The sequence below is a fragment of the Methylocaldum sp. GT1TLB genome (assembly GCF_051027445.1).
Lineage (GTDB): Bacteria > Pseudomonadota > Gammaproteobacteria > Methylococcales > Methylococcaceae > Methylocaldum.
Genome location: NZ_CP194898.1, coordinates 2,839,310 through 2,860,573 on the forward strand (window position 1 = coordinate 2,839,310; position 21,264 = coordinate 2,860,573).

General features: G+C 61.5%; 21 protein-coding genes. 15 read left to right on the forward strand and 6 right to left on the reverse strand.

Annotated elements, in window-relative coordinates; genetic code table 11:
* Positions 1–29 precede the first annotated feature (29 nt).
* The 3 genes from ACR2R1_RS12330 to ACR2R1_RS12340 all read left to right on the forward strand — a co-directional run bounded on the left by ACR2R1_RS12330 (position 30) and on the right by ACR2R1_RS12340 (position 3,261).
* The gene (locus ACR2R1_RS12330) at positions 30–833 is read left to right on the forward strand and encodes a VPLPA-CTERM sorting domain-containing protein (protein ID WP_156880807.1); all 804 of its coding nucleotides are present in this window, start codon (positions 30–32) and stop codon (positions 831–833) included.
* Positions 830–2,503, forward strand: coding sequence for a hypothetical protein (locus ACR2R1_RS12335; protein WP_434110275.1), 1,674 nt, complete (start codon positions 830–832; stop codon positions 2,501–2,503). Before ACR2R1_RS12330 ends, ACR2R1_RS12335 begins: the two co-directional genes overlap by 4 nt.
* A gap of 167 nt (positions 2,504–2,670) precedes the next feature.
* On the forward strand, positions 2,671–3,261 hold the full coding sequence (locus ACR2R1_RS12340; protein ID WP_434110277.1) for a hypothetical protein: 591 nt from the start codon (positions 2,671–2,673) through the stop codon (positions 3,259–3,261).
* Positions 3,262–3,821: 560 nt separating this feature from the next.
* Here the strand turns inward: ACR2R1_RS12340 and ACR2R1_RS12345 are convergent.
* Entirely contained in the window at positions 3,822–4,625 is an 804-nt protein-coding gene (locus ACR2R1_RS12345; RefSeq protein ID WP_434110279.1) for an SDR family oxidoreductase, read from the reverse strand.
* Between the two features lie 119 nt (positions 4,626–4,744).
* Between ACR2R1_RS12345 and ACR2R1_RS12350 the strand changes: the two genes are divergently transcribed.
* The 3 genes from ACR2R1_RS12350 to ACR2R1_RS12360 all read left to right on the forward strand — a co-directional run bounded on the left by ACR2R1_RS12350 (position 4,745) and on the right by ACR2R1_RS12360 (position 6,782).
* Entirely contained in the window at positions 4,745–5,713 is a 969-nt protein-coding gene (locus ACR2R1_RS12350; protein WP_156880804.1) for a LysR substrate-binding domain-containing protein, read from the forward strand.
* A gap of 77 nt (positions 5,714–5,790) precedes the next feature.
* A complete protein-coding gene (locus tag ACR2R1_RS12355) occupies positions 5,791–6,318 on the forward strand; it encodes a GNAT family N-acetyltransferase (protein WP_434110281.1) in 528 nt (175 codons plus the stop codon).
* Positions 6,319–6,350: 32 nt separating this feature from the next.
* A complete protein-coding gene (locus ACR2R1_RS12360; RefSeq protein WP_077732799.1) occupies positions 6,351–6,782 on the forward strand; it encodes a hypothetical protein in 432 nt (143 codons plus the stop codon).
* A 460-nt stretch (positions 6,783–7,242) separates the two neighbouring features.
* Here the strand turns inward: ACR2R1_RS12360 and ACR2R1_RS12365 are convergent, their stop codons facing one another.
* The 3 genes from ACR2R1_RS12365 to ACR2R1_RS12375 all read right to left on the reverse strand — a co-directional run bounded on the left by ACR2R1_RS12365 (position 7,243) and on the right by ACR2R1_RS12375 (position 10,458).
* Complete coding sequence (locus tag ACR2R1_RS12365; RefSeq protein WP_347258852.1) at positions 7,243–8,028, reverse strand: methyltransferase domain-containing protein; 786 nt, start codon at positions 8,026–8,028, stop codon at positions 7,243–7,245.
* A gap of 387 nt (positions 8,029–8,415) precedes the next feature.
* A complete protein-coding gene (locus ACR2R1_RS12370) occupies positions 8,416–9,306 on the reverse strand; it encodes a LysR substrate-binding domain-containing protein (protein WP_434110284.1) in 891 nt (296 codons plus the stop codon).
* A 57-nt stretch (positions 9,307–9,363) separates the two neighbouring features.
* Positions 9,364–10,458, reverse strand: a complete 1,095-nt coding sequence (locus ACR2R1_RS12375; RefSeq protein WP_347259229.1) for a DUF3047 domain-containing protein — start codon at positions 10,456–10,458, stop codon at positions 9,364–9,366.
* A gap of 143 nt (positions 10,459–10,601) precedes the next feature.
* On the opposite strand from ACR2R1_RS12375, the gene ACR2R1_RS12380 reads away from it, so the two are divergent.
* Entirely contained in the window at positions 10,602–11,405 is an 804-nt protein-coding gene (locus tag ACR2R1_RS12380; RefSeq protein WP_168183764.1) for a helix-turn-helix domain-containing protein, read from the forward strand.
* 262 nt (positions 11,406–11,667) lie between these two features.
* Here the strand turns inward: ACR2R1_RS12380 and ACR2R1_RS12385 are convergent, their stop codons facing one another.
* Positions 11,668–13,098 (reverse strand): PLP-dependent aminotransferase family protein, encoded by a 1,431-nt coding sequence (locus ACR2R1_RS12385; RefSeq protein ID WP_086133629.1) that lies wholly within the window; start codon positions 13,096–13,098, stop codon positions 11,668–11,670.
* Between the two features lie 128 nt (positions 13,099–13,226).
* Here ACR2R1_RS12385 and ACR2R1_RS12390 point away from each other — a divergent pair, with 128 nt between their 5' ends.
* The 7 genes from ACR2R1_RS12390 (at position 13,227) to ACR2R1_RS12420 (ending at position 19,263) form a co-directional block, all read left to right on the forward strand.
* Complete coding sequence (locus ACR2R1_RS12390; RefSeq protein ID WP_347258675.1) at positions 13,227–14,207, forward strand: DMT family transporter; 981 nt, start codon at positions 13,227–13,229, stop codon at positions 14,205–14,207.
* The gene (locus ACR2R1_RS12395) at positions 14,194–14,787 is read left to right on the forward strand and encodes a glutathione S-transferase family protein (protein WP_434110287.1); all 594 of its coding nucleotides are present in this window, start codon (positions 14,194–14,196) and stop codon (positions 14,785–14,787) included. Before ACR2R1_RS12390 ends, ACR2R1_RS12395 begins: the two co-directional genes overlap by 14 nt.
* Before the next feature lie 280 nt (positions 14,788–15,067).
* A complete protein-coding gene (locus tag ACR2R1_RS12400; RefSeq protein WP_434110289.1) occupies positions 15,068–15,877 on the forward strand; it encodes a PhzF family phenazine biosynthesis protein in 810 nt (269 codons plus the stop codon).
* Entirely contained in the window at positions 15,874–17,073 is a 1,200-nt protein-coding gene (locus ACR2R1_RS12405; RefSeq protein WP_434110291.1) for a PLP-dependent aminotransferase family protein, read from the forward strand. The genes ACR2R1_RS12400 and ACR2R1_RS12405 overlap by 4 nt, the downstream gene beginning before the upstream one ends.
* A 30-nt stretch (positions 17,074–17,103) precedes the next feature.
* Entirely contained in the window at positions 17,104–17,754 is a 651-nt protein-coding gene (locus ACR2R1_RS12410) for a glutathione S-transferase family protein (protein WP_434110293.1), read from the forward strand.
* Positions 17,751–18,671 carry an EamA family transporter gene (locus ACR2R1_RS12415; protein WP_434110295.1) on the forward strand — a complete coding sequence of 307 codons (921 nt, stop codon included), beginning with the start codon at positions 17,751–17,753 and terminating at the stop codon, positions 18,669–18,671. The genes ACR2R1_RS12410 and ACR2R1_RS12415 overlap by 4 nt, the downstream gene beginning before the upstream one ends.
* 67 nt (positions 18,672–18,738) lie before the next feature.
* On the forward strand, positions 18,739–19,263 hold the full coding sequence (locus ACR2R1_RS12420; RefSeq protein ID WP_077731704.1) for a DinB family protein: 525 nt from the start codon (positions 18,739–18,741) through the stop codon (positions 19,261–19,263).
* A gap of 25 nt (positions 19,264–19,288) precedes the next feature.
* On the opposite strand, the gene ACR2R1_RS12425 is transcribed toward ACR2R1_RS12420, so the two are convergent.
* Positions 19,289–19,735, reverse strand: a complete 447-nt coding sequence (locus ACR2R1_RS12425) for a hypothetical protein (protein WP_077731761.1) — start codon at positions 19,733–19,735, stop codon at positions 19,289–19,291.
* Between the two features lie 178 nt (positions 19,736–19,913).
* On the opposite strand from ACR2R1_RS12425, the gene ACR2R1_RS12430 reads away from it, so the two are divergent.
* Positions 19,914–20,879, forward strand: a complete 966-nt coding sequence (locus ACR2R1_RS12430; RefSeq protein ID WP_434110297.1) for a helix-turn-helix domain-containing protein — start codon at positions 19,914–19,916, stop codon at positions 20,877–20,879.
* Positions 20,880–21,264 lie beyond the last annotated feature (385 nt).

The window sequence follows — 21,264 nt, forward strand, 5'->3', positions numbered from 1 at the left end:
CACCTTCGACCTGTTACGGACTTATCCTCATGACTACACGCCACCGACTCTCGCGATTCGGCAAAACTCTTGCACCCTGTTTGACATTTCTAGCCGCATGGTTGGCATTCCTTCCGGCAACGGCGACCGCCGCCACCGTTTCCGGCGGCGCATTGATCATGAACCTGGACCGGGATGCGCTGGCCGCCGCCGTCTCCTTGGACGCGACCGATGCGCCTTCCATATATCTGGAGGAATTTTTCGATGCACAAGCCGCGGCGGTGCGCAACAACGCGCAAATTTTGGAAGATCATATTGTGCCGGGCGTCGGCGAAATCCCGGCCACGGGTCTCGAATTCGCCGTCAACGGCGCTACCGTCGACGTCCCGGTCGGCCGGAGAACCAAGCCGACCACGTTGACGTTCGATCCGGGCGATTTCGCGGGCAGCGTCACCGGCGCGATCGGTCTTGGCGGCGTCAGCCGTTTCCGGATCGATACCGGATCGCCGAGCAACCGCATCGTCTCCGGAGACTACACGTTGGAATTCGATGCGGCCAACATCGATGCCGATACCGGCCAATCGGGCTGGACGCTCTATAACCATTATTCTTTCCGATCGGAATCCTTCAACTTGTTCAACGTGGCGATGGGGCTCGACCCGAATTCGTTCACCCTGTCGGGCGAACTCGGGGTCGGGCCGGGATGGGAGCATTTTGGCGGCACCGTGGGCGCGATCGTCGGCGATTTCAGTTTTCAAACCACCGTGGTACCGGTTCCGGCCGCGGTGTGGCTGTTCGTATCGGGTCTCGCCGGATTCGGCCTGTTCGGCAGATCCCGGAGTTACCGCGCATGATACGGTCCGGTTTACGCAATCCACATCCGGGACGGCATGCCGCGGTGTGGTCCGGATGGATACTGGCGTTCGCATGCGCCGACGCCGCAGCGACGCATTCCGCTTTTGGTCCTTACATCAGCATCCAGGTCAACGTCGACGCGGCCGGTCAAAACATTACCGGCGATGCGGCCAACGAGCCCACCATGGCCATCAATCCGCTGGACCCCGGCAACATCGTCATCGCCTGGCGTCAGTTCGACTCCGTGCAGTCCTCCTTTCGCCAAGGCGGCTGGGCGCATAGCCAGGATGGCGGTTCCAGCTGGACCTTTCCGGGATCGTTGACGCCGGGACAAGGCCGAAGCAATCCGGTCATCGATGTGGATGCTCAGGGGAACTTTTACTTTCAGAGTCTGCGTTTCGACGAGCAAGGCATCTATATCGAAGACATTCAAGTCATCAAGTCGATCGACGGCGGGCGCAGTTGGCAAGAACCGGTATTCGCCCACGGACGAGGCGGCGACAAAGGCCAGCTCGCGGTAGACCGTAGCGGCGGAATCGGCGATGGCCATGTCTACGTCAACTGGCGCGAAACCGGCGATGACTACTGTTTCACCCGTTCCATCGACGGCGGAGCGAGCTTCGAACTACCGGTGGGGATTCCCGGTAACCCGAGTTTCGGCACCATGGCGGTGGGGCCGGAAGGCGAGTTGTATATCGCCGGACGGCTCGAACCCAGTGAATGGGACGAAGAGACCCAGAATCGAAACCACTACCAGCACATTTTCTCGAAGTCCTTGGACGCGCGAGATCCGGATTCGACACCCACCTTTACGACGCAGATCCTGGATATCGGCGGTCCCGCGCCTTTATTCAATTTTCGAAACAATCCGAATCGGTACGGTCCCATAGGCGACGTTCAAGTCGACGTCGACCGATCCAACGGGCCGTTGCGCGGCAAGGTCTATGTGCTGGCGACGGTGGATCCGCCCGGCGAAGACAATCTGGACATCAAATTCGTCCGAAGCAGCGACGGCGGCGAGACCTGGTCGGCGCCGATCAGGGTCAACGACGACGAACCCAATAAAGATTCGTGGCAATGGTTCGGCATGATGGGGGTAGCTCCGAACTCGCGCATCGATGCCGTTTGGTACGACACGCGCGATAGCGGCAGCTATAACGTCTCGCGGTTGTATTACGCGTATTCATGGGACGGCGGCGCAACGTGGAGCAAAAACGTTCCGGTCAGCCAGCCTTTCGATACCACGATCGGCTATCCGCACGCTTCCCAAAAGATGGGGGACTATTCGACCCTGGTTTCCAGGAGGGACGGCGCAAGCGTTGCCTATACCGCAACCTTCAACGGCGAGCAGGACGTGTACTATCTGAACGTGTTTCCGGACTGCAACGAAAACGGCGTGTCGGACGTTCTGGATATCGAACAAGGCCGGGCCGGTGACGCCGATGCCGATCATATTCCCGATTCGTGCGAAACGACCCCGCTGGCCGGCGATCTGGACGGCGACGGGGATATCGATCGCCTGGATATCGACCTGATCCTCGCCGTGCGGAATCAATCCGCGTCCGGTCCGGACGATCCCCGCGATATCGACAAGAACGGTACGATCGACGCGCTCGATGCCCGCAAGCTGACCTTGTCGTGTACCCGTCCTCGGTGCGCAGCCGAGTGAGGCATGGATACCTCGCCCTATCCATCGACGGAAACTCGGAAAACCCGGTTTCTGCCCATGGTTCGCGTCGTCGACGAGCGATCGTTCGTCCTGAACTTGGCCAAGAACCGGATCGGAGTTTCCCGAAATCTTTCCCTCAAGGAACTCGTTAACAGGAAACTATCAAGATGCTCGACCGTTACTGTAAGCCTTTAATAGCTGCGCTGTTGCTGTCCGCATCGGGACTCGCCGAGTCCGCGATCACACTGGGGGTCATGCCGGTGGGCCGAACCGGGTGGTCGGTCGCGGTCGGCATCACGATATCCGGACTAGGCGCCGGCGAAGCGCCCTCGCTAGGCAGCTACGATCTGGATCTCAATTTCGATAGCAGCCATTTGGAATATGTCGGTACCAGTTTCGGCGATCCGGTGCTAGGGGACGAACTGGATGTTCTCGATTTCGGGGCAAACGTCACTTCGGTCGGGTCAAGCGGTAGCGGGGTGCTGAACCTGTTCGAACTGTCCTTTGATTCGCCGGAGGACTTGAATACCCTGCAGGCCGACAGTTTTACCCTGGCGGTAGTTAATTTTAATTTCCGGCAAGCCGGCAGCAGCCCATTGAGACTGGCCGTCAACGCACTCGGCGACGCGGACGGAAATGCGTTGGCGGCCAGTGTCTCGTCCACGACGGTTTCCCCGGTTCCGCTGCCTTCCGCGTTCTGGCTGATGGCCACCGGTTTGGCCGCGGTTTTTCGCGGCCGGGCGCGTACAACGAATTGATCGGCTCTCAGCACCGAAGATAGGTGTTTATTAACCCGGCCTATAAATATAGGTCGGGTTAATCCGGGGCAGGGATGCCCCGGCGCGGCGACAAGCCGCGTGAGCCCAGGCCGGGCGTGTACCGGCTTGGGCGGCGGCCCGAAATACCAGGAGGGTATTTACGGGCCTGATCAATAAAGGACCGCACGGTTTGTTTCCGAGCCAGCCGGGCAACCCTGAATCTGCGCGCCCGCCGGTAGCCGAATCGGCACCGGGCGTCACAGTTGGACCTGGAGAGCAGGCTGGACAAGAACTACCGGGAACCCGGCTCCGGAGCGGATGCGCGGGGCATGAATCCCGTAGCCGGCGTGCGCCTGGAACTATGAACGGCCGGCCTGACGGCGAGAACGCCGGAATTCCCCACCCAAAGGCGGATAGGAAAATCCGGCATCCTCGCAACCGGTTTCGCCGGAAGCGCATCCGCAGCCCGCGAGATTGTTTCCCCGTACGATTTCTCGGCGACGCTCCGCCATACCGAGTTCGCTCGGCTCACGCCGGAGAAACGAATAGCAGGGCTATGGTCACCAGCCGAGCTGCAGCTCGGGCGGATGTCCGGCGTCCATCAGGGACGCGCCGCCGTCGGCGAAGAGTACCTGGCCGGTAATCCAGCCGGCATCCTCCGAGCAGAGAAGGGCCACGGCATTGCCGATGTCGGCCGGCGTGCCGAGCCGGCCCATGGGAGTCCAGCCGCGGGTATGCCAGCGCCGGATGGCGCCCTGTGCCGGTTCGGGCAGGCTGTTCAGCACGCTGTCCTCGATCCAGCCGGGACTGACCGCATTCACCGTGATGCCTCGCTTGGCCAAAGCCACGGCAAAGTAGCGGACGAGCGACTCCAGCGCCGCCTTGGCCGAACCCATGGCAACCCAGGGTTGCAGGCTCCCTGTGCGGCCACCGGGCGAGTGGGTTATGGCGACGATTCGGCCGCCGTCGCGCATGAGCTGCACTGCCTGCCGCACTGCGACGAGAAAGGCTTTGACCTGGGAATCGAAGGCCGAATCCCACTGTACGGGAGTGATTTCGAGGGGCGGATAGAAGAATTCGGCGGCTTCGGGCCGGGCGTTGGCTACAAATATGTCGAGCCCCTCGAATCGCTCGCCGACTTCATCGAACATCCGGGCGATTTCGGCCGGGTTCGAAATGTCCGCCTGGACGATGAATCCGTCCGCGCCGCGCCGGCGCACTTCGGCCAGGGTGTCGTCGGCAGCCTCCCGGTTGCGGTAATAATGAATGGCGACATCGGCGCCCTGAGCGGCGAGTTTGAGAGCGATACCCTTCCCGATGCCACGGGAACTGCCCGTAATCAGGGCTTTTTTGCGATAAGACATGGTGACCTCCGAACGATAGAGACTGCGGGTCGCTCTAAAAGCACTGTTTAGAGCTCTTAGAGCTTTCCGCCGCGGTTTGAATTCTGAGGATCGTTTTTCTATTATTCAAATCGATTGTTATGATTGAAAACATCAACGAAATCGATTTTAGAAAGGCGGACCTGAACCTGCTGCCGGTATTCAGCGCTCTCCTGAAGGAACGGAGCGTGACGCGGGCGGCCGGCCGCCTATATCTCGGCCAGCCTGCGGTGAGCGCGGCGCTGATGAGACTACGGGAAATGTTCAAGGACGAGCTTTTCCTGAGAACGGCGAAAGGCATGGAGCCGACTGCCAGGGCCTTGGAACTTGCGGAACAGCTCGGTCCGGCGCTCGAAATCATCCATCGGGAAATGTACGGGACTCCGCGCTTCGATCCGGCCACCGCCGAGCGCAGCTTCCGCCTCGGCATGCCGGATAGCATCGAGGTGGCGCTCTCCCCGAGCCTGATCGAGCGCATCCAGCGCGAGGCGCCCGGTGTGCGTGTCGCGATCCGTCTCGCGGGGCATGAACAGGGAGCGAAACTACTGGACAACCAGGAAATAGACCTCGGCGTCTCGCGATTCACGGACGTGGCGAGCTGGCACCGCCAGGAGAACCTTTACCGGGAAGGCTATGTGTGCCTGTTCGACGGCGCGCGGCTGGGCATACCCTCGCCCATCGGCCTGGAAGACTATCTCGCCCTGCCCCATCTCCTGATGTCCTTCTCCGGAGGCTTCGAAGGCGTCGTGGACGAAGCGCTCGCGCGCCGAAATTTGCGACGGCGGGTTTTACTTTCAACCACGCGCTTCTCCGCCCTGCCCTTCATCCTCAAGGAGGCCGACGCCATCGCCACCCTGCCGGCGTCCATGGCGCGGCGCTGCGCAGAAGCGTTCAAGCTCACCCTGAGCCCCGCGCCGATCGAGATCGAGACCTTCACGGTTTCGATGCTCTGGCACGCCCGCCACGACCGGGACCCCGGCCACATCTGGCTGCGCGAGGCGGTGAAAAGCATCGTGCGGGTCGAGGCGAATCCGTCGATAGACGACACCCATCGAGTTCAGGGCACGTAAAGCCGGTTTGAGAGCCAACACCGACGCTCCCCTATGCAGTGAATAGATATTGTTGGTTTTTACCCAGGAGAAAACCCATGCGGACCGAATTCGAGCATGGCGTGATCCGCGATTGGTCGGAGCACGACAAGGCCGATCTCGTGGCGCTCGCCAATAATCGCAAGATATGGCGGAATCTGACCGACCGATTCCCCCATCCCTACACGGAAAGAGACGCGAACTGGTGGATAGCTCATGTCGCCGGGATGCCCGTCCGCACCTCATGGGCCATCGAAGTGGACAGCCGCGCCATCGGCGGAATCGGCATCGACCCGCGGGAGGGCATTTATGCCAAATCCGCCGAATTCGGCTATTGGCTCGGCGAGCCGTATTGGGGACGGGGGATTGCTACGGCCGCGGCCCGCGCGCTCGTGCCGGAAATTATGTCGCGATTCGGCCTGATTCGCCTGGAAGCCCGCGTGTTTGCGTGGAATCCGGCCTCCATGCGGGTGCTGGAGAAAGCCGAGTTCAAACGGGAAGGGGTAATGCGGCGTGCCGCCTTCAAGGACGGCGTCCTTATCGACCAGGTCCTCTACGCCTATGTCGAGGAAAACATCGACGTATAATCGGCCTGCCGTTTCCTTCTCCCGAATCCATCATGCTCAAACCGAACCAAGACATGAACCTGAACCCAAGACGTCTTCTTCTCGCGACCGCCGCCATCTTCGTATTCGCATTGCTCTGGAACGGTCTGGTCCACATGGTGATTCTCCGCGACGCCGATGCCGCGTTGGCCGGTATCGCCAGGCCGGAGGCGGAAAGGAGCTTGTGGCTGTCGCTGCTGCTCACGGCCGGCATCGCATTGCTCTTCGTCCTGAGCTACATTCGCTGCGCACGGAACGGCGGCATCAAGGAAGGGCTGGTTCACGGCCTGTCCTTCGCCGTTCTCGCCGGACTCTTGGTGGATCTCAATCAATACCTGCTGTACCCCATTCCGGGAAGCCTGGCGGCACAATGGTTTCTGTTCGGCGTGGTCGAGTTCGCCGTTTATGGGATTCTGGCCGGCTGGCTTTACCCGAAAACATCGTAGGCTGCCCACGGGTTTCCTCACTTCCGAAGCGTCTGGCCGCCAGCTCCAGCTTCATGGGTATACAAATCACCCCTGAAACGTCGACCGCTGCGGATTGCCCATTCATCCATCGATTCGAGCAAACGGCCCGCCGCCTCTTCGGACAGCTCATGCGCGATGAACCTGCCGGTAAGAGCATTTTCATACCTACTGTACGGGAACTCGCGAGTAGGTCGGGAATCCCTTCCCGACGGTGAAGTTGGGCTAACGGGTTCGTCGGCAAAGGATTGCCGACCTACGAATGCTTGAAGCAATTCACCCGAGCCGAAGGCGCCAACGACTTCCGCCAAGCCTGTTTTGCCGTACGAGCGAGATGAAAACGCTCAAGCTCGCGAAGAAGTGCGCTGAGCTGATAAACGGCGCATCCTTCAGAGTCGCAGCTCTAATTTCCATCTACCTTTGCCCTTCAGCCAAAAGCGGCTCATTTTTTCGCTTCCACCTGGAGCCGCACCATGGCGACATGGACCCGTCCCGCGGTGTCGGGAGGATTTCCGGCCAGGTAGCGCTCGGCGACAGCGTCGATGAAGAGCCCCCGCCGCTCCGCCGGGACTCTCGACGTGTAGGGATGCCAGGCGGTGCGCAGCCAACCGATGAAGGCTTGGCGGCCGGCATGCACCATGTCCTTGTCGGTCAGCCGGACCCGCTCGGCGTCGAGCCCCGCCTCCCCTAGCCAGCGGCGATAGCTCTCCGCATCGTGGAAACCGAAGGTCGATTCGAAGTTCTCGAAATTCTCCCGCCACACGGGACCGTCCGCCACGGCCTCGAACGCCGCGATCAGCGCGGCGGCAGAGCCCCGGCCGCCCATCTCCATCCGGCAGCGGCCGCCCGGCTTCAGCGCACGGGCGATGCCGGCCAATACCGGCTCATGATCCCGGACCCAGTGCAAAGCGGCATTGGAATAGACCACGGTGAATTCCTCGTCGAAAGGCAGCGTCCGGGCATCCGCCTGCCGGAACTCGAGGTTAGGGTAATCCGACGCCGGAAACCGTCTTGCTGCATAGCCGATCATGTCTTCCGAAAGATCGACGCCGACCACGCCGCCGAACGGCACCCGCTGCGCCAGTTCCGCCGTGATTCGGCCGTCGCCGCAGCCGATGTCCAGCACCCGGTCGTCCGGGCGCAGGTTCAGGCCGCTCAACAGTTCGCGCGCCCAAGCTTCCTGACCGGCCGAATGGCGGGCATAGTCTTCCGGGTTCCAGCGATACATCGTTTTTCTCCTCGTAATGAACAGGTGTGAGCAAGAATGCCGAAAGAACGCATGGAGGAAAAACGATGTTTGGCGATGTCGCCATCGCGTCTCGCGATGGCCCGAATCAAACCGCCCCGCCGGCGAGATGATCCGGTCGCGGATACCGCCTTGGAAATCAAGCCGCGGGCCGAGCGACCTAGAGCGACACGGTCGTAGATCGGCAACCCTTTGCCGACTGAGCTGTGTCGGAAAGGAATTTCCGACCTATGGCAGCTGTGGCGCCGCACAGAACCGTAGATGCCACAGCGGCACGATCGTAGGTCGGCAATCCTTTGCCGACTGAGCTGTGTCCGAAAGGAATTTCCGACCTGCGGCAGCCGGCCGCCCCATAGGACCGTGGATGCTCTAAGCCGCTCCTCCGGCGAGATGATCCAACAACAGCCGCGCCGCCCCTGACAACCCCTCCAGCGAACGGACGCAGAGATGAAGCCGGCGCTTTGCCCAGTCATCGTTCAAAACGACCGGCACCAGTCCCAGCGATGCGGTATAAGGCGTCGTGGCGGCCCGCGGCACCACGCCGATGCCGAGCCCCGCCGCCACCATGGCGCAGACGGCGTCGAAGCTGGTAACCCGTATCTTGAGATTGAGCGGCCGGCCCGCATCGGCGGCGGCGCGGAGTAGCCGGTAGTGCAGCGAGCTGTCGCTGTGGAGCCCGACGAAATCCGAGTCCAGCGTCTCGCAAAAATCGACGCGCTCGCGCGAAGCCAGCGGATGGTCCGGCTGAACGATCAAGACCAGTTCGTCTTCGCGGAACGGAATCATCATGAGCCCGTCCTCGGCGGCTATCTCGCTCACGATGCCCAAATCGGCAAGATTGTCGGCTACGGCCCGGACGACGACGCCGCTCACGTGCTCTTCCAGGTGTACCTGAATCTCCGGATGGGCCGACAGAAACGAGGCGAGCGCCGAAGGCAGGAATTCCACGATGGCCGAGATGTTGGCGAATACCCGCACCTGCCCTCGAACTCCCGCCGAATAGCCGCGCAGCTCCCGGTCCAGTTGCCCGGCCTGATGCAGGACGGCGCGGGCGCGTACGAGCAATGCAAGGCCGGCCGGCGTCGGCGCGACGCCCTTGCTGCTCCGCACCAGCAGCGCCGTACCGTACCCCGCTTCGAGATCCGACAGCCGCTTGCTGACGGCCGAAGCGACCGTATGACAGTGCTCGGCCGCCTTGGCAATGCTGCCGGCCTCGGCCACGGCGACAAACAGTTCGAGATCGCGTAAATCGAAATGCATGGATTGGTCCCGTCAACGATAACGCCGTTGCGTTAAGCCGCCACGACGCAGCCGGGCTTATTGTATCGACGTCACCCCTTCCCTCGTCACGAACTCGATGCCGGAATACCGGCATTCTCCTTCCCGCCCCTGAAAGAAGCTCACTGCGATCAGCCACACCCGCACGATGCGAGCCGGCGGCGGGCCGCCGATGAAGTCCAGGTAATCGCGGTGGACATCGCGCTCCTCGTTGAACCAATCGCCCAGACCCTCGCGGCCGGAACGGATCGCCACATGGGTTTCGCGCGCGGTCCAGGTGGGAATCGGGCAGCGGTAGGCGGTGCCCACGGGCAGCTCGGCGCTCCAGTAATAGGTGATGTCCTGGCCGTTGTCGAATTCCACGGCGATGCTCATGTAATCGTGGGTCGCGAGCGTGTCCTCGCGCACCTCCGAGGGCAGGCGATCCATGCGCCAGGCCCAGCGCAAGCGCGTGTTCGGCTCGAATGGCAGGGAAACGTCCTTCTGCAACAAACCCACATCGCGATGGGTGTGGCAGCAGATGGCCGGTTCCTTTTCCGGAGTCCGGCAGGATCGGTAGATTTCCGCAGGCCCCACGAACCACAGATAGTTCCAACCTGGCGGCGGGACGACCGGATCGGTCAAACGGTCGATTTCGGACGCGACTAGGCCGTCCACGTCGCCGAGCGCCGCCAGCCTTTTCAGCCCTTCGATCGGTTCGACCCGCCAGCGTACGATCAAGGCCGCCAGGCAACCGCTCGCCTGCTCGTAGACTTCGTCCGGCGTCGCCAACTCGCCGGTTCGGGTGGCCCATTCGCCGGGAAAATAGCTGGCGAGATACAGCCGATCCGGCTTTTCTACGGCGAAGGTATTGCTCGCTCGGGTGCCGCGGAAGATTTCGCCGTCCGGACCGATTCGGCACCATAGCTGGAAATCGGCGCCGAACCAGAGATCGGTGCCCTTGAGGCAGGTCTTGCCCACGGCAAAGGTGGTCACCCGCTCGCCCGCGGACAAGTCGATGCCGGTATCCAGCCAGGGTTTTCGATCCGAGGGAATATCGATGAAGGCGTAATCGATCATATTGTCCTTTGAGAGCTGGCTCAGCAAAGCCTCGAAACGCGATTGAAATTCCGTGCGTGTCAATGTGTCGTTCATGGAAATCCTCCCGGAAAAGTTCTGGAAAACGCCGGTTCCGGTTCATTATGATGGACGGCGTATCACTATGGATTGCCGAGCCGCCAGACCGTCTCCGCCTATGGCCGGCGCTCGGGATTGTACTCACGTCTCGCCGACAGGACTTGCATAAACTGGCTATGCGCGCGCTTTATCCCGGGACTTCGCAGCTTTACATGGGACACGGACGGGTACTCTATTGCGGTCCGATCCAGCATCTGGAAACCCACGTCTATGGCGCCAACGTGCTGCACGTGGGCATCTATCGCCCGTTTCGGATCAGGCTGGCAGACGGCGAATGGCGGAGTTGCCGTTGCGCGGTGGTGCCCGCGGGGATTCGGCATGCCCTGGATATGGCCGGCGGCGTGCACGGAAAGCTGTTCGTGGAGCGAAACGGCCCCGACGCGACAGGATTCCGGAAGCGTTTTCCGTATTCGGAAACGACAGTAAGGTTTTTCGAGGATGCGGAAACGATCGAATGCTTTCGCTGGGTCCACGAGGAAGACCCGAACCGTATCGCCGTCGAACAGCGCCTGGATCGGCTGCTGAATACCCGCGATCAGCCGCCGATCGAGTTGGATGAACGCATTCGGCAGGTCATCGAGCGAATTTGCCGCGAGCCGGACCGGAATTTCTCGCAAGAGGAGTTGGCGAAGCTGGTCGACCTTTCACCCTCCCGCTTCCTTCATCTGTTCCGCCAGTGCACCGGCCTGCCTTACCGTCGATTCCGTCTGTGGAAGCGGATGGTGTCGGCCTTGGAACTGCTGCATGCCAGCGACACTCTGACCCGCGCCGCGCTGGACGCGGGTTTCGCCGACGCGACGCATTTCAGCCACAGCTTTCGCGATACCTTCGGCGTGAACCCCGCGCCCGTTTTCAGGAATATCGGCCGCTTCGAAGTGAGCCCCGAAATGGTGGATAAACGATAAGCGTCTTCGTCGGCAAAGGATTGCCGACCTACAACCGTGTCGCCCCGTAGGTCGGGAATCCTTTCCCGACGCCACCTGCCGACCGAGCGTCTTCGTCGGCAAAGGGTTGCCGACCTACAACCGTGCCGCCCGGTAGGTCGGGAATCCTTTCCCGACGCCGCATCCCGACCGAGCGTCTTCGTCGGCAAAGGGTTGCCAACCTACGAAGGTTTGAGTCGATCTATCCTGACTGTAGGCGCCAACGACTTCCGCCGGGCACGTTTCAGTCGTCGAAATCCGTTCCGGAATCCCAGCCGGCAAGCCCCTCATCCAGAAACCGGAAAATGGCCGGATTCCCGCAACCCGCGGCATTGAAGCGCAGCCAGGGCGAGGCTTCCTGCTGAGGTCTGAACAGAGCGCCCGGTGCCAGCATGATGCCCTGCTTGGCCGCCGCCGCGGCCAGCGACGTGGCATTCTCGGACGCATCGCGGCGAGCCCAGATGAACAGTCCGTCCTCCGCGTCCTGGTAAATTTCCAGCCCGCTGCTTTCGAGGTTTCTGACCGCCTCGCCGCGCGCCTTGCGGAGGCGTGAGCGCAGTTTTTCCAGGTGTTTCCGGTAATAGCCGTCGGTAAGGAGTTCGTAGACCAGCCGCTCGTCGATTTCCGAGGTGGTCAGGCTGGTCAGGAGCTTGAGATCGGTGAGACTCTCGGCGATTTCGTACTTGCAGGCCAGAAAACCGACCCGGAGACTTGCGGAAACGGTTTTCGAAAAACTGCTGACGAACAGCACCCGCTCCAGCTGGTCGAGCGTCGCAAGGCGCGTCGCCTGTCCGGTCAACAAATCGCCGTAGATATCGTCCTCCACGATCATCAGATCGTAGCGCTCGGCCAGTTGCAAAACCCGGTAGGCCACCGCCTGGGTAATGCTGACGCCGGTCGGGTTGTGGAGCAGCGTGTTGGTGAAAAACACCTTGGGCCGGTGCTCCTCGATGAGGCTTTCCATCGCGGCGGTATCCGGCCCCTGAGTAGTCCAGGGTACGCCGACCAGCCGCGCCCCCGAAAGCTTCAGGTAACCGAACAGGGTGTAATAGCCGGGATCGTCCACCAGCACGGCGTCGCCCGGTTTGACGAACAGCCGGCTGATCAGGTCCAGGGCATGAGTGGCCCCGCGGGTGGTGACGATCTGCCGGGGAGAGCAGCCGATGCCCTGATCGTCGAGCCGCCGCGCCAGCAGGGACCGCAGCGGTTCGTAGCCGGCCGGCAGACCGTATCCGGTCAGATAGGTGCCGCTCTTGCGGGCGAGGGTGCGGAGGCTGCGCTGAATGCCCTCGCCGTCCATCCATTCGCCGGGCAGCCAGCCGGCGCCGGGCATGGCGATGTGCGGCTGTTCCTGCAAGGCGTTGCGGAGCAGCCAGAGCACGTCCATGGCCCGCTCGAGCCGGCAGGACTGATTCACCGCAGCGCCGGATTCCGAGCGTTGAGCCACGTAAAAACCCGACCCCTGCCGGGATTTCAGATAGCCCATCGCCACCAGCCGGTCGAAGGCCTGGACCACGGTGAACTTGCTGACCCGGTGCTCGTTCGCGAAATGCCGGATCGACGGCAGGCGCGCGCCGGGCCGCAAGGCGCGCTCGTCGACGCGCTGCTTGATGCCCGCCACGATCTGTTCGATCAAGGGCCGGCTGTCGTGGGGATCGAGGTTGAGGGAATTCATGATTGTTATGGCTCCGCGACCGGTACAGGATGGCCGAACGGATCGTCAACTGTATCTGTATTGTCCGCCGGCGGCAATTTATTGTACGGCCACCACGCTACGAAAACACGCTCGGGGAATCGGTTGTCATGCAGTCGAACACGTCGAAGATACGCCGGGGTTGGCTTCTCGCTATTTTGGGAATTGCCGGCTTCAGTCTGACCTTGCCCGCAACGCGCGTCGCCGTCCTGCATCTCGATCCCTGGTTCGTTGCCTTTGGACGCGGCGTGCTTGCGTCTGGACTGGCGGCAATCGCTTTGCTGGTCACCCGGCAACCTTGGCCGAAGCGTCATCAGCTTCGAGGCTTAGCCTTGGTCGCATTGGGGGTCATCATCGGCTTCCCGGTGCTTTCGGCCTGGGCCATGCGCGAACTGCCGGCGTCCCACGGCGGCATCGCGCTTTCGGTCACGCCCTTGGCCACGGCCTGTTTCGGCGCGTGGTTGGCGGGCGAGCGGCTGCCCGGACGCTTTTGGATCGCGGCGCTGATCGGTGCGGCCGCGGTGTTCGCGTTCGCCTTCGAAGCCGGGGGCGGCAGCCTTCGCTCGGGCGATCTCTGGCTGTTCGTGGCGTCTTTGCTGGCCGCGCTCGGTTATGCCGAGGGCGCCAGGCTGACCCGCATTCTGGGGGGCTGGCAGGTGATCAGCTGGGCCCTGGTGCTGTCGGTGCCTTGGTTGCTGGGACCGCTGTGCTGGATCATGGCGCATACCGATCTCTCGGCGCCGTTCGACGCTTGGGCCGGGTTCGCTTATGTCGCCGTGGTCAGCCAGTTCCTGGCATTCATATTGTGGTATCGCGGTCTGGCCGTGGGCGGTATCGCAAAGATCGGCCAGATACAACTGCTGCAGCCATTCCTGACCTTGGGCGCCTCCGCGTTATGGCTGGGGGAGGCGTTGAGCGGTTCGCTGCTCGGCGTGGCTGCCGTCGTAGTGACAAGCCTTTGGGTCAGTCAGCACTCTCCGATGCGGCAGTCGGCGGAAATCAAGCGCGAAGGCCGCCGAATTCGCCATTCAATGACATTACGGACCGAGAAAAATCAAATCTTAATGAGGAACGATCATGAAGCTTTATGACATGGAATTATCGGGTAACTGCTACAAGATAAGGCTGTTTTGTTCATTGTCAGGGGTGAACTACGAATCCATACCCGTCGACCTGATGAAGGGGGAACACAAGCAGGCGGCCTTCCTGGCCTTAAATCCGCGCGGCCAGGTTCCGGTGCTGGACGATGCCGGCACCGTCGTATGGGACTCCATGGCGATTCTGGTGTACCTGGCCAGAAAATACGGGGGCGAACGGTGGCTCCCTACCGAGGCGGAAACGATGGCCAGGGTCATGCAGTGGCTGGCCTTGTCGGAAAACGAAATCCTGTACGGGCTTGCACGGGCTCGGGCGGTAACCAAATTCAACCGTCCCTGGGATCTGGCGCAATGCCAGGATCTGGGAAGATCCGGATTGGGCGTCATGGAGAATCATCTCGAAAAAAATCGATGGCTCGCCGCCGACCACCCAACCATAGCGGATATCGCCTGTTATCCGTACGTCGCTCTCGCTCCGGAAGGCGGCGTCGTACTGGACGAATTTCCACACATCGGGCAATGGATCGCACGCATCCGGTCCTTGCCCGGTTACGTGGGCATGTCCGGTCTCTGATAGTCCATTCGGCATTTGAATGAACATTTATTGTGGTGGCTTAGCGGAACGTAACCCACCGACTCAAGGTGGCTTGGTCGAGCCGTTACGCCGGGAAAGGATTCCCGGCCTACTAAACCAACATTTTTCGGTTTGGCGTAGCGCACGAAGTAGGTCGGCAATCCTTTGCCGACGCAGCCCGTCGGCGGGAGCTCTGTCGGCAAAGGATTGCCGACCCACGCATCTCCGATGCTCGCCGCCAAGCCGCAATAAAAAACGCTCTAGGAAGGTAAAAAAATCCATGCGTATTCCCATCTATCAGATCGATGCATTCACCGATCGCCTGTTCGGCGGCAACCCGGCCGCCGTGTGCGTGCTCGGTCGCTGGCTCGACGATTCCGCGCTGCAATCGATTGCCGCGGAAAACAATCTTTCCGAGACCGTTTTCCTGGTCGGCGGGAACGGGCGTTACAGCTTGCGCTGGTTCACGCCCACGGTCGAGGTGGACCTGTGCGGCCACGCGACTCTGGCCGCGGCCCATGTGGTGTTCCGGGAAATGGAGCCGGCCTTGCGGGAAGTGATCTTCGACAGCCGCAGCGGCGAGCTCCGGGTTCGCCGCGAGAACGAGTTCATGACGCTGGATTTTCCGGCGAGTCACGGCATGATTTGCGATTGCCCGGACCTCCTGGCCGAAGGGTTGGGACGCAATCCCCTGGAAGTCCTGCGCGGCGCCATGTACCTTTGCGTTTTTGCCGACGAAGAGGACATACGCTCCTTGCAGCCCGACTTCTCGGCTTTGGCCAAGCTCGACCTCATGGGCGTCATCGTCACGGCGCCGGGCCGCTCGGTGGATTTCGTTTCGCGCATGTTCGCACCCAAGGTCGGCATTCCGGAAGATCCGGTGACCGGCGCGGCCCACTGCCTGCTGACGACCTACTGGGCGGAGCGCACCGGGAAAACCCGCTTCTCCGCGAGACAACTGTCCAGCCGGGGCGGCGAACTGGAATGCGAACTGCGGGGGGAACGCGTTCTCATCTCGGGCCGGGCCGTAAAATACCTGCAAGGCGAAATACTGCTTCAATCCTTTACCGAGGAATCAACGATCCCATGACGCTTCGATTGTCCCGCCGTGCCGAGCGGCTCACCAGTTCCCTGATCCGCGACATCCTGCAAGTCACCCAGCGGCCCGGCGTGATTTCCTTCGCCGGCGGATTGCCCGCGGACGAACTGATGCCGTCCCTGGATTTCGAAGGCCTCGCCGACGACTACCGCCAGTACGGCCCCAGCGAAGGCGAACCTGCCTTGCGGAGCCTGATCGCGCAGAACCTGTCCACATTGGGGGTGGATTGCAACGCGGATCGGGTGCTGGTGACATCCGGCTCGCAGCAGGGCATCGACCTGGTCGGGAAGCTGTTCGTCGACGAAGGCTCGCAGGTCTTGCTGGAAGCGCCCACCTATCTCGCCACGATCCAGGCGCTCGGCGTGTACGGCGCGGAATTCGAAGGACTTCCGCTGTCCGCCGACGGCGTCGATCCGGATACGTTGCGCCTGGCCATAGACCGTCGCCGACCGGCTTTCGTCTATTTGATCCCGACTTTCCAGAACCCTTCCGGGTATTGCTACTCGGACGAAGTCCGGCGCGCGGTAGCCCAGGTTCTGGACGAAACCGGCGTGCCCCTGATCGAAGACGATCCGTACCGGGACCTGGTCTACCAGACGGTCGACCGTACCCCGATCTGCGCCTATCTGGAACGGGCGCCCTGGGTTTATCTCGGGAGCTTTTCCAAGATCACCGCGCCGGGCCTCAGGGTGGGCTATCTCGCTTCGTCGCCGGAACTCTTCTCCGGACTGGTGCGGCTGAAGCAGTCGAGCGATCTGCATACCAACCGCATCGGCCAGGCCTGGCTCACGCGGTTTCTGAGCTCGGCCGGGTTCGACGAACACATGGCGCGGATGATCCGGGTCTACGGGGAACGGCGCGACGCCATGCAGGCCGCCCTCCTGCGCCATTTCGAGGGGCTCGCCGAGTGGCGGGCGCCTGCCGGCGGCCTGTTCTTCTGGCTGCGTCTGACCCGCGAGTGCGATACCCTGGCGGCGCTCCAGGCGGCCCTCACGCGCGACGTGGCGTTCATGCCGGGCGAACCGTTCTTTCCCGCAAGAGACCAGCGTTACCCGGCCTTGCGCCTGAACTTTAGCCATGCGGCTCCGGAAAACATCGAGCGGGGCATCGGCCTGATCGCGGAAATTCTGGGGGAAATCACCGACCGCGGTGGAAACCGCACGAACAGCCCGTCCTTGTCCATCTGAACTTTTTTCATCGAAAAGGAGTTGTCTCTCATGAATCTGACCCTGGTCATCGGCAACAAGAATTATTCCTCCTGGTCGCTGCGCCCCTGGCTGTTTCTGAAACACCACGGCATTCCCTTCGAAGAGGTCCGGATTCCCCTCTATCGAGAAGACACGGCAAGCCGCATCACCGCCTATTCGCCGTCCGGAAAAGTGCCCGTACTGGTGAACGATGGGGTTACTGTCTGGGATTCCCTGGCCATACTCGAATATCTGGCCGAAAGATTCCCGAAGACCGGCGGATGGCCTGAAGCTCTTTCCGACCGGGCAAAGGCCCGCTCGCTCGCGGCGGAAATGCACGCGGGCTTTCAGGCCTTGCGCATACATTGCAGCATGAACTGCCGGCGACAACCGGTTGCCAAGGAATTGCCCGAGGACGCTCAAAAGGACGTCGCCCGAATCGGGCAAATCTGGCAGGACTGCCGGGAGCGGCACGCGAATGACGGTCCTTGGCTGTTCGGCCGCTTCACCGTCCTCGATGCCATGTACGCACCGGTGGCCTTGCGTTTTTGGACCTATCGGCTCGATGCAGGTCCCGTGGCGCAGGACTACGTGAATACGGTGCTCGGCCATCCTGCCATGGTTGAATGGATCGAGGCCGGCAAATCGGAAACCGAGGTCATCCAGGCGTTCGAGGAATGAAAACGAGGATTTGGCTAGCGTTGCTGGCGGTTTATTTCGTTTGGGGCTCGACCTATCTGGTGATCCGCTTCGCGGTGGAAACGCTTCCGCCGTTTCTGTCGGGCGGGCTCCGCTTCCTCGTTTCAGGCGTGATCTTGCTGATCTGGCGACGCGCGGCCGGAGATGCCATGCCGACCCTTCGCCAATGGCGATCGGCAGCCATCGTCGGCACCTTGCTCCTCCTCGGCGGCAACGGGCTGGTCTCATGGGCCGAGCAGACCGTTCCATCGGGCATTGCAGCGCTGATTATCGGCGCGGTGCCGATGTTCATGGTGATCGCCGACGCGCTCAGGCCGAACGGCGTCAGACCGACGGCCCGAGTGATCGCCGGGCTGGCCATCGGCTTCACCGGGATTTACTTGCTGGTCGGCCCGTCGGAATTCTCGGACGACCTGCATTTGGACGCTCTCGGCGTGGCGGCGCTCCTGATCGCCGGATTTCTATGGGCACTCGGCTCGATCTGCGGCAAAACCATGAATCTGCCGAAGTCCGCCTTGATGACGACGGGCGCGGAAATGCTGGCCGGCGGTTGCGCCCTAATGGCCGCGAGCGCCATGAACGGCGAATTGAAGGGATTCAGCTTTTCGGAGGTTTCCACCGACTCGTGGCTGGCATTGGCGTATCTCATCGCCTTCGGGTCTATGATCGGTTTCGTCGCGTACGCCTGGCTCTTGCAAAACGCGCCGATTCCGCTGGTGGCGACCTACGCCTACGTCAATCCGCTGGTGGCGGTGTTCCTCGGCAACTGGTTCGCGCAGGAACCGCTGACCCCGCGCATCCTGTCGGCATCGGCGATCATCATCGGATCGGTGGTGTTCATCAATAGCACCGGCCGGTCGAGAGCCCGCAAGGAAGCGGTGGTCGCGGTGAACGAATAATCCTCTTTCCCCGTATTCCGCTGCGCTGCATACGGGCTACGAAAACGCAGATTGGAGCAATAGTCTCATGTACGAGCTCAGCTATTACGAAACCATGGCCGAATACAACGCCTGGATGAACGAGAAGCTCTACCGGGTGTGCGCCGAAATTCCCGACGAACTCCGGAAAAAGGATCTCGGCGCTTTTTTCGGCTCGATTCACGGCACGCTCAATCACCTGCTCCATGCCGACCTCATCTGGATGGGACGCTTGGCTGGGCTGCCGTTGACAACGGCAGCCCTGGGCCAGGAACTTTATTCCGCGTTCGACGACTTGCGGCGGGAGCGCGAGACGATGGACCGGAAGATTCTCGACTGGACCCGGACACTCTCTCCCGAACGTCTCGCTCAGCCCTTCACCTATACCAGCCTTTCGGACCGTAAAACGCGCACCCGGCCCTTCTGGCTGCTGGTCGCACATCTCTTCAACCATCAGACCCACCACCGAGGACAACTGACGACCTTGCTGAGCCAACTGGGGCTCGACTACGGCGTCACTGACCTCCCCTGGCTGCCCAGCCTCTGCGAACTCGATCCGGCCGAGTCAGGGTGATGCGCCGGAGGGCGTCCGTCGAGCTTCAATCGTTCCTGAATGTCGATCGCAATACGATGACCGCCCCCTTGCCGAAACCGTAGCTGGTGAGGACGATACTAGCCAGCAAAAACAGCCGAAACGCCGCCGGAAACAAACCGTCCGAGGGCGTGGGAGTATCCAGCACCGGAAACATCGCCTGCATCAAAAACAGGCTGGAATTGGTGAAGGCACCGACCACCATGGCCCAGCGCACATGCCAGGGCAGCGGCACTCTGGCGGCATAGAAGCCGAAAATCAGGGCGCTCATGAGCAGGAAATCCAGATGCGCCTGCAAGAGGCGGGTGAACTTGCCCGGAAAAATGGCCGGCAGCACGGGCAGACCGAATCCCAGGCCGACCATGCACCAGGCCAGAACCAGAGCCATCAACAGCCACAGCGCGGCGCCTCTGAGCAATATCATGTTTCCCGCGAGTCCTGAATCTTGCTGCATCGTCAATCTCATCGTGAATTCCGGTTACAAATCGGTGCCGCGCAGTATGAATATTTCCGCCTTTGTCCGCTGGATCGGGACGGAAAGAAAACTTGACTGAAACGGCGGTTTCGCCGTTTACAGCCGTTTGCCGCACGCCTACTATCCGGAGCCATCGAGAAAAACGCGAACCTGATCCATGCACACATCGAATACCAAGGCCTTAACGCTATCCACAGCCGATGTGCCCAGAAGCGAGAGGCAGGGCTGGCTGCGGGAAGTCATTGGCCGGGAGTACGTCAAGGTGGAAATCAGCCCACCCGCCGACGGCGCATTGTTCAACGAGATGACGATATATCCGTGGGAAGACCTGCGCCTCTCCGCTATCCGGTCCAACGCCATCGGCATCGAACGGCTGCCGGGCGAGCCGTATCGATCCGATCAGGACGCCTATTTCGCGGTGGTGTTGCTCTCGGGCCAATACTCCCTGGAACAGCAGGGACGGGAGGTTTTTCTAAGACCCGGCGACATCACCCTCTACGATGCCACCCGGCCCCACCGCATCTACTGCCCGCGGACTTTTTCGAAACTGATCGTCTCTATTCCGCGCACGATGCTGAGAGACAGAATTGCCGGAATCGAGCACTGCACGGCGCGCCGGATTCCCGGAAAAGACGGCATCGGCGCCGTGGCGTCCATGTTCCTTCGCGGGTCCGCCAGCCAGGCGGGCCGCTTGAATCCGCACGAGTTCTCCGCCCTTGCCGAACAGTCGCTCGGCCTGCTGACCCTCGCCATAAATTCGGTGCGTCCCGCGAACTTTCATCTCTCCCGCAGCCGTTCGCTCTCCCTCTACCGGGTCAAGGCGTTCGTCGAGCGGCACCTTTCCGACCCCGGCCTGAATGTCGAATCGGTCGCGAGCGGCGTGGGCTTGTCGGCCCGCTATATCAACGATCTTTTCAAGGACGAGGAGACCTCCCTGATGCGCCATGTCTGGCGGCGCCGGCTGGAAAATTGCGCGAAAAACCTGCTCGACTCGGCGCATGTAGGCCACAGCTTGTCCGAAATCGCGCTCCGCTGGGGGTTTAACGATCTGTCGCATTTCAGCCGGGCTTTCAAGCAGCGCTTCGGCTGCTCGCCGCGGGAATATCGACAGCGGGAACTCTAAGAGCCTATCTCGGTAGACCGTTCGCCCCGAGTCGAAGGGTTTTTGGGACCTACAGGAATAGGCCTAAGTACATTCCGCAAATATTTGCGGGATCTCGACAGATTGGCTTGACTGGCGGGGTTGTCCTGCAGGTTGCCTATGCCGCAAGACTTCCCTGAATGTACTTATTAATCAGGCCCGTAAATACCCTCCTGGTATTTCGGGCCGCCGCCCAGGCCGGTACACGCCCGGCCTGGGCTCACGCGGCTTGTCGCCGCGCCGGGGCATCCCTGCCCCGGATTAACCCGGCCTATATTTATAGGCCGGGTTAATAGAGCATTTTCATACCTACTGTACGGGCACTGGCGAGTAGGTCGGGAATTCCTTCCAATCGCAAACGGTCGCT

Coding starts and splice junctions, on each gene's coding strand:
- ACR2R1_RS12330 (WP_156880807.1), top strand. CDS start 30: ATGACTACACGCCACCGACTCTCGCGATTCGGCAAAACTCTTGCACCC.
- ACR2R1_RS12335 (WP_434110275.1), top strand. CDS start 830: ATGATACGGTCCGGTTTACGCAATCCACATCCGGGACGGCATGCCGCG.
- ACR2R1_RS12340 (WP_434110277.1), top strand. CDS start 2,671: ATGCTCGACCGTTACTGTAAGCCTTTAATAGCTGCGCTGTTGCTGTCC.
- ACR2R1_RS12345 (WP_434110279.1), bottom strand. CDS start 4,625: ATGTCTTATCGCAAAAAAGCCCTGATTACGGGCAGTTCCCGTGGCATC.
- ACR2R1_RS12350 (WP_156880804.1), top strand. CDS start 4,745: ATGATTGAAAACATCAACGAAATCGATTTTAGAAAGGCGGACCTGAAC.
- ACR2R1_RS12355 (WP_434110281.1), top strand. CDS start 5,791: ATGCGGACCGAATTCGAGCATGGCGTGATCCGCGATTGGTCGGAGCAC.
- ACR2R1_RS12360 (WP_077732799.1), top strand. CDS start 6,351: ATGCTCAAACCGAACCAAGACATGAACCTGAACCCAAGACGTCTTCTT.
- ACR2R1_RS12365 (WP_347258852.1), bottom strand. CDS start 8,028: ATGTATCGCTGGAACCCGGAAGACTATGCCCGCCATTCGGCCGGTCAG.
- ACR2R1_RS12370 (WP_434110284.1), bottom strand. CDS start 9,306: ATGCATTTCGATTTACGCGATCTCGAACTGTTTGTCGCCGTGGCCGAG.
- ACR2R1_RS12375 (WP_347259229.1), bottom strand. CDS start 10,458: ATGAACGACACATTGACACGCACGGAATTTCAATCGCGTTTCGAGGCT.
- ACR2R1_RS12385 (WP_086133629.1), bottom strand. CDS start 13,098: ATGAATTCCCTCAACCTCGATCCCCACGACAGCCGGCCCTTGATCGAA.
- ACR2R1_RS12390 (WP_347258675.1), top strand. CDS start 13,227: ATGCAGTCGAACACGTCGAAGATACGCCGGGGTTGGCTTCTCGCTATT.
- ACR2R1_RS12395 (WP_434110287.1), top strand. CDS start 14,194: ATGAAGCTTTATGACATGGAATTATCGGGTAACTGCTACAAGATAAGG.
- ACR2R1_RS12400 (WP_434110289.1), top strand. CDS start 15,068: ATGCGTATTCCCATCTATCAGATCGATGCATTCACCGATCGCCTGTTC.
- ACR2R1_RS12405 (WP_434110291.1), top strand. CDS start 15,874: ATGACGCTTCGATTGTCCCGCCGTGCCGAGCGGCTCACCAGTTCCCTG.
- ACR2R1_RS12410 (WP_434110293.1), top strand. CDS start 17,104: ATGAATCTGACCCTGGTCATCGGCAACAAGAATTATTCCTCCTGGTCG.
- ACR2R1_RS12415 (WP_434110295.1), top strand. CDS start 17,751: ATGAAAACGAGGATTTGGCTAGCGTTGCTGGCGGTTTATTTCGTTTGG.
- ACR2R1_RS12420 (WP_077731704.1), top strand. CDS start 18,739: ATGTACGAGCTCAGCTATTACGAAACCATGGCCGAATACAACGCCTGG.
- ACR2R1_RS12425 (WP_077731761.1), bottom strand. CDS start 19,735: ATGCAGCAAGATTCAGGACTCGCGGGAAACATGATATTGCTCAGAGGC.
- ACR2R1_RS12430 (WP_434110297.1), top strand. CDS start 19,914: ATGCACACATCGAATACCAAGGCCTTAACGCTATCCACAGCCGATGTG.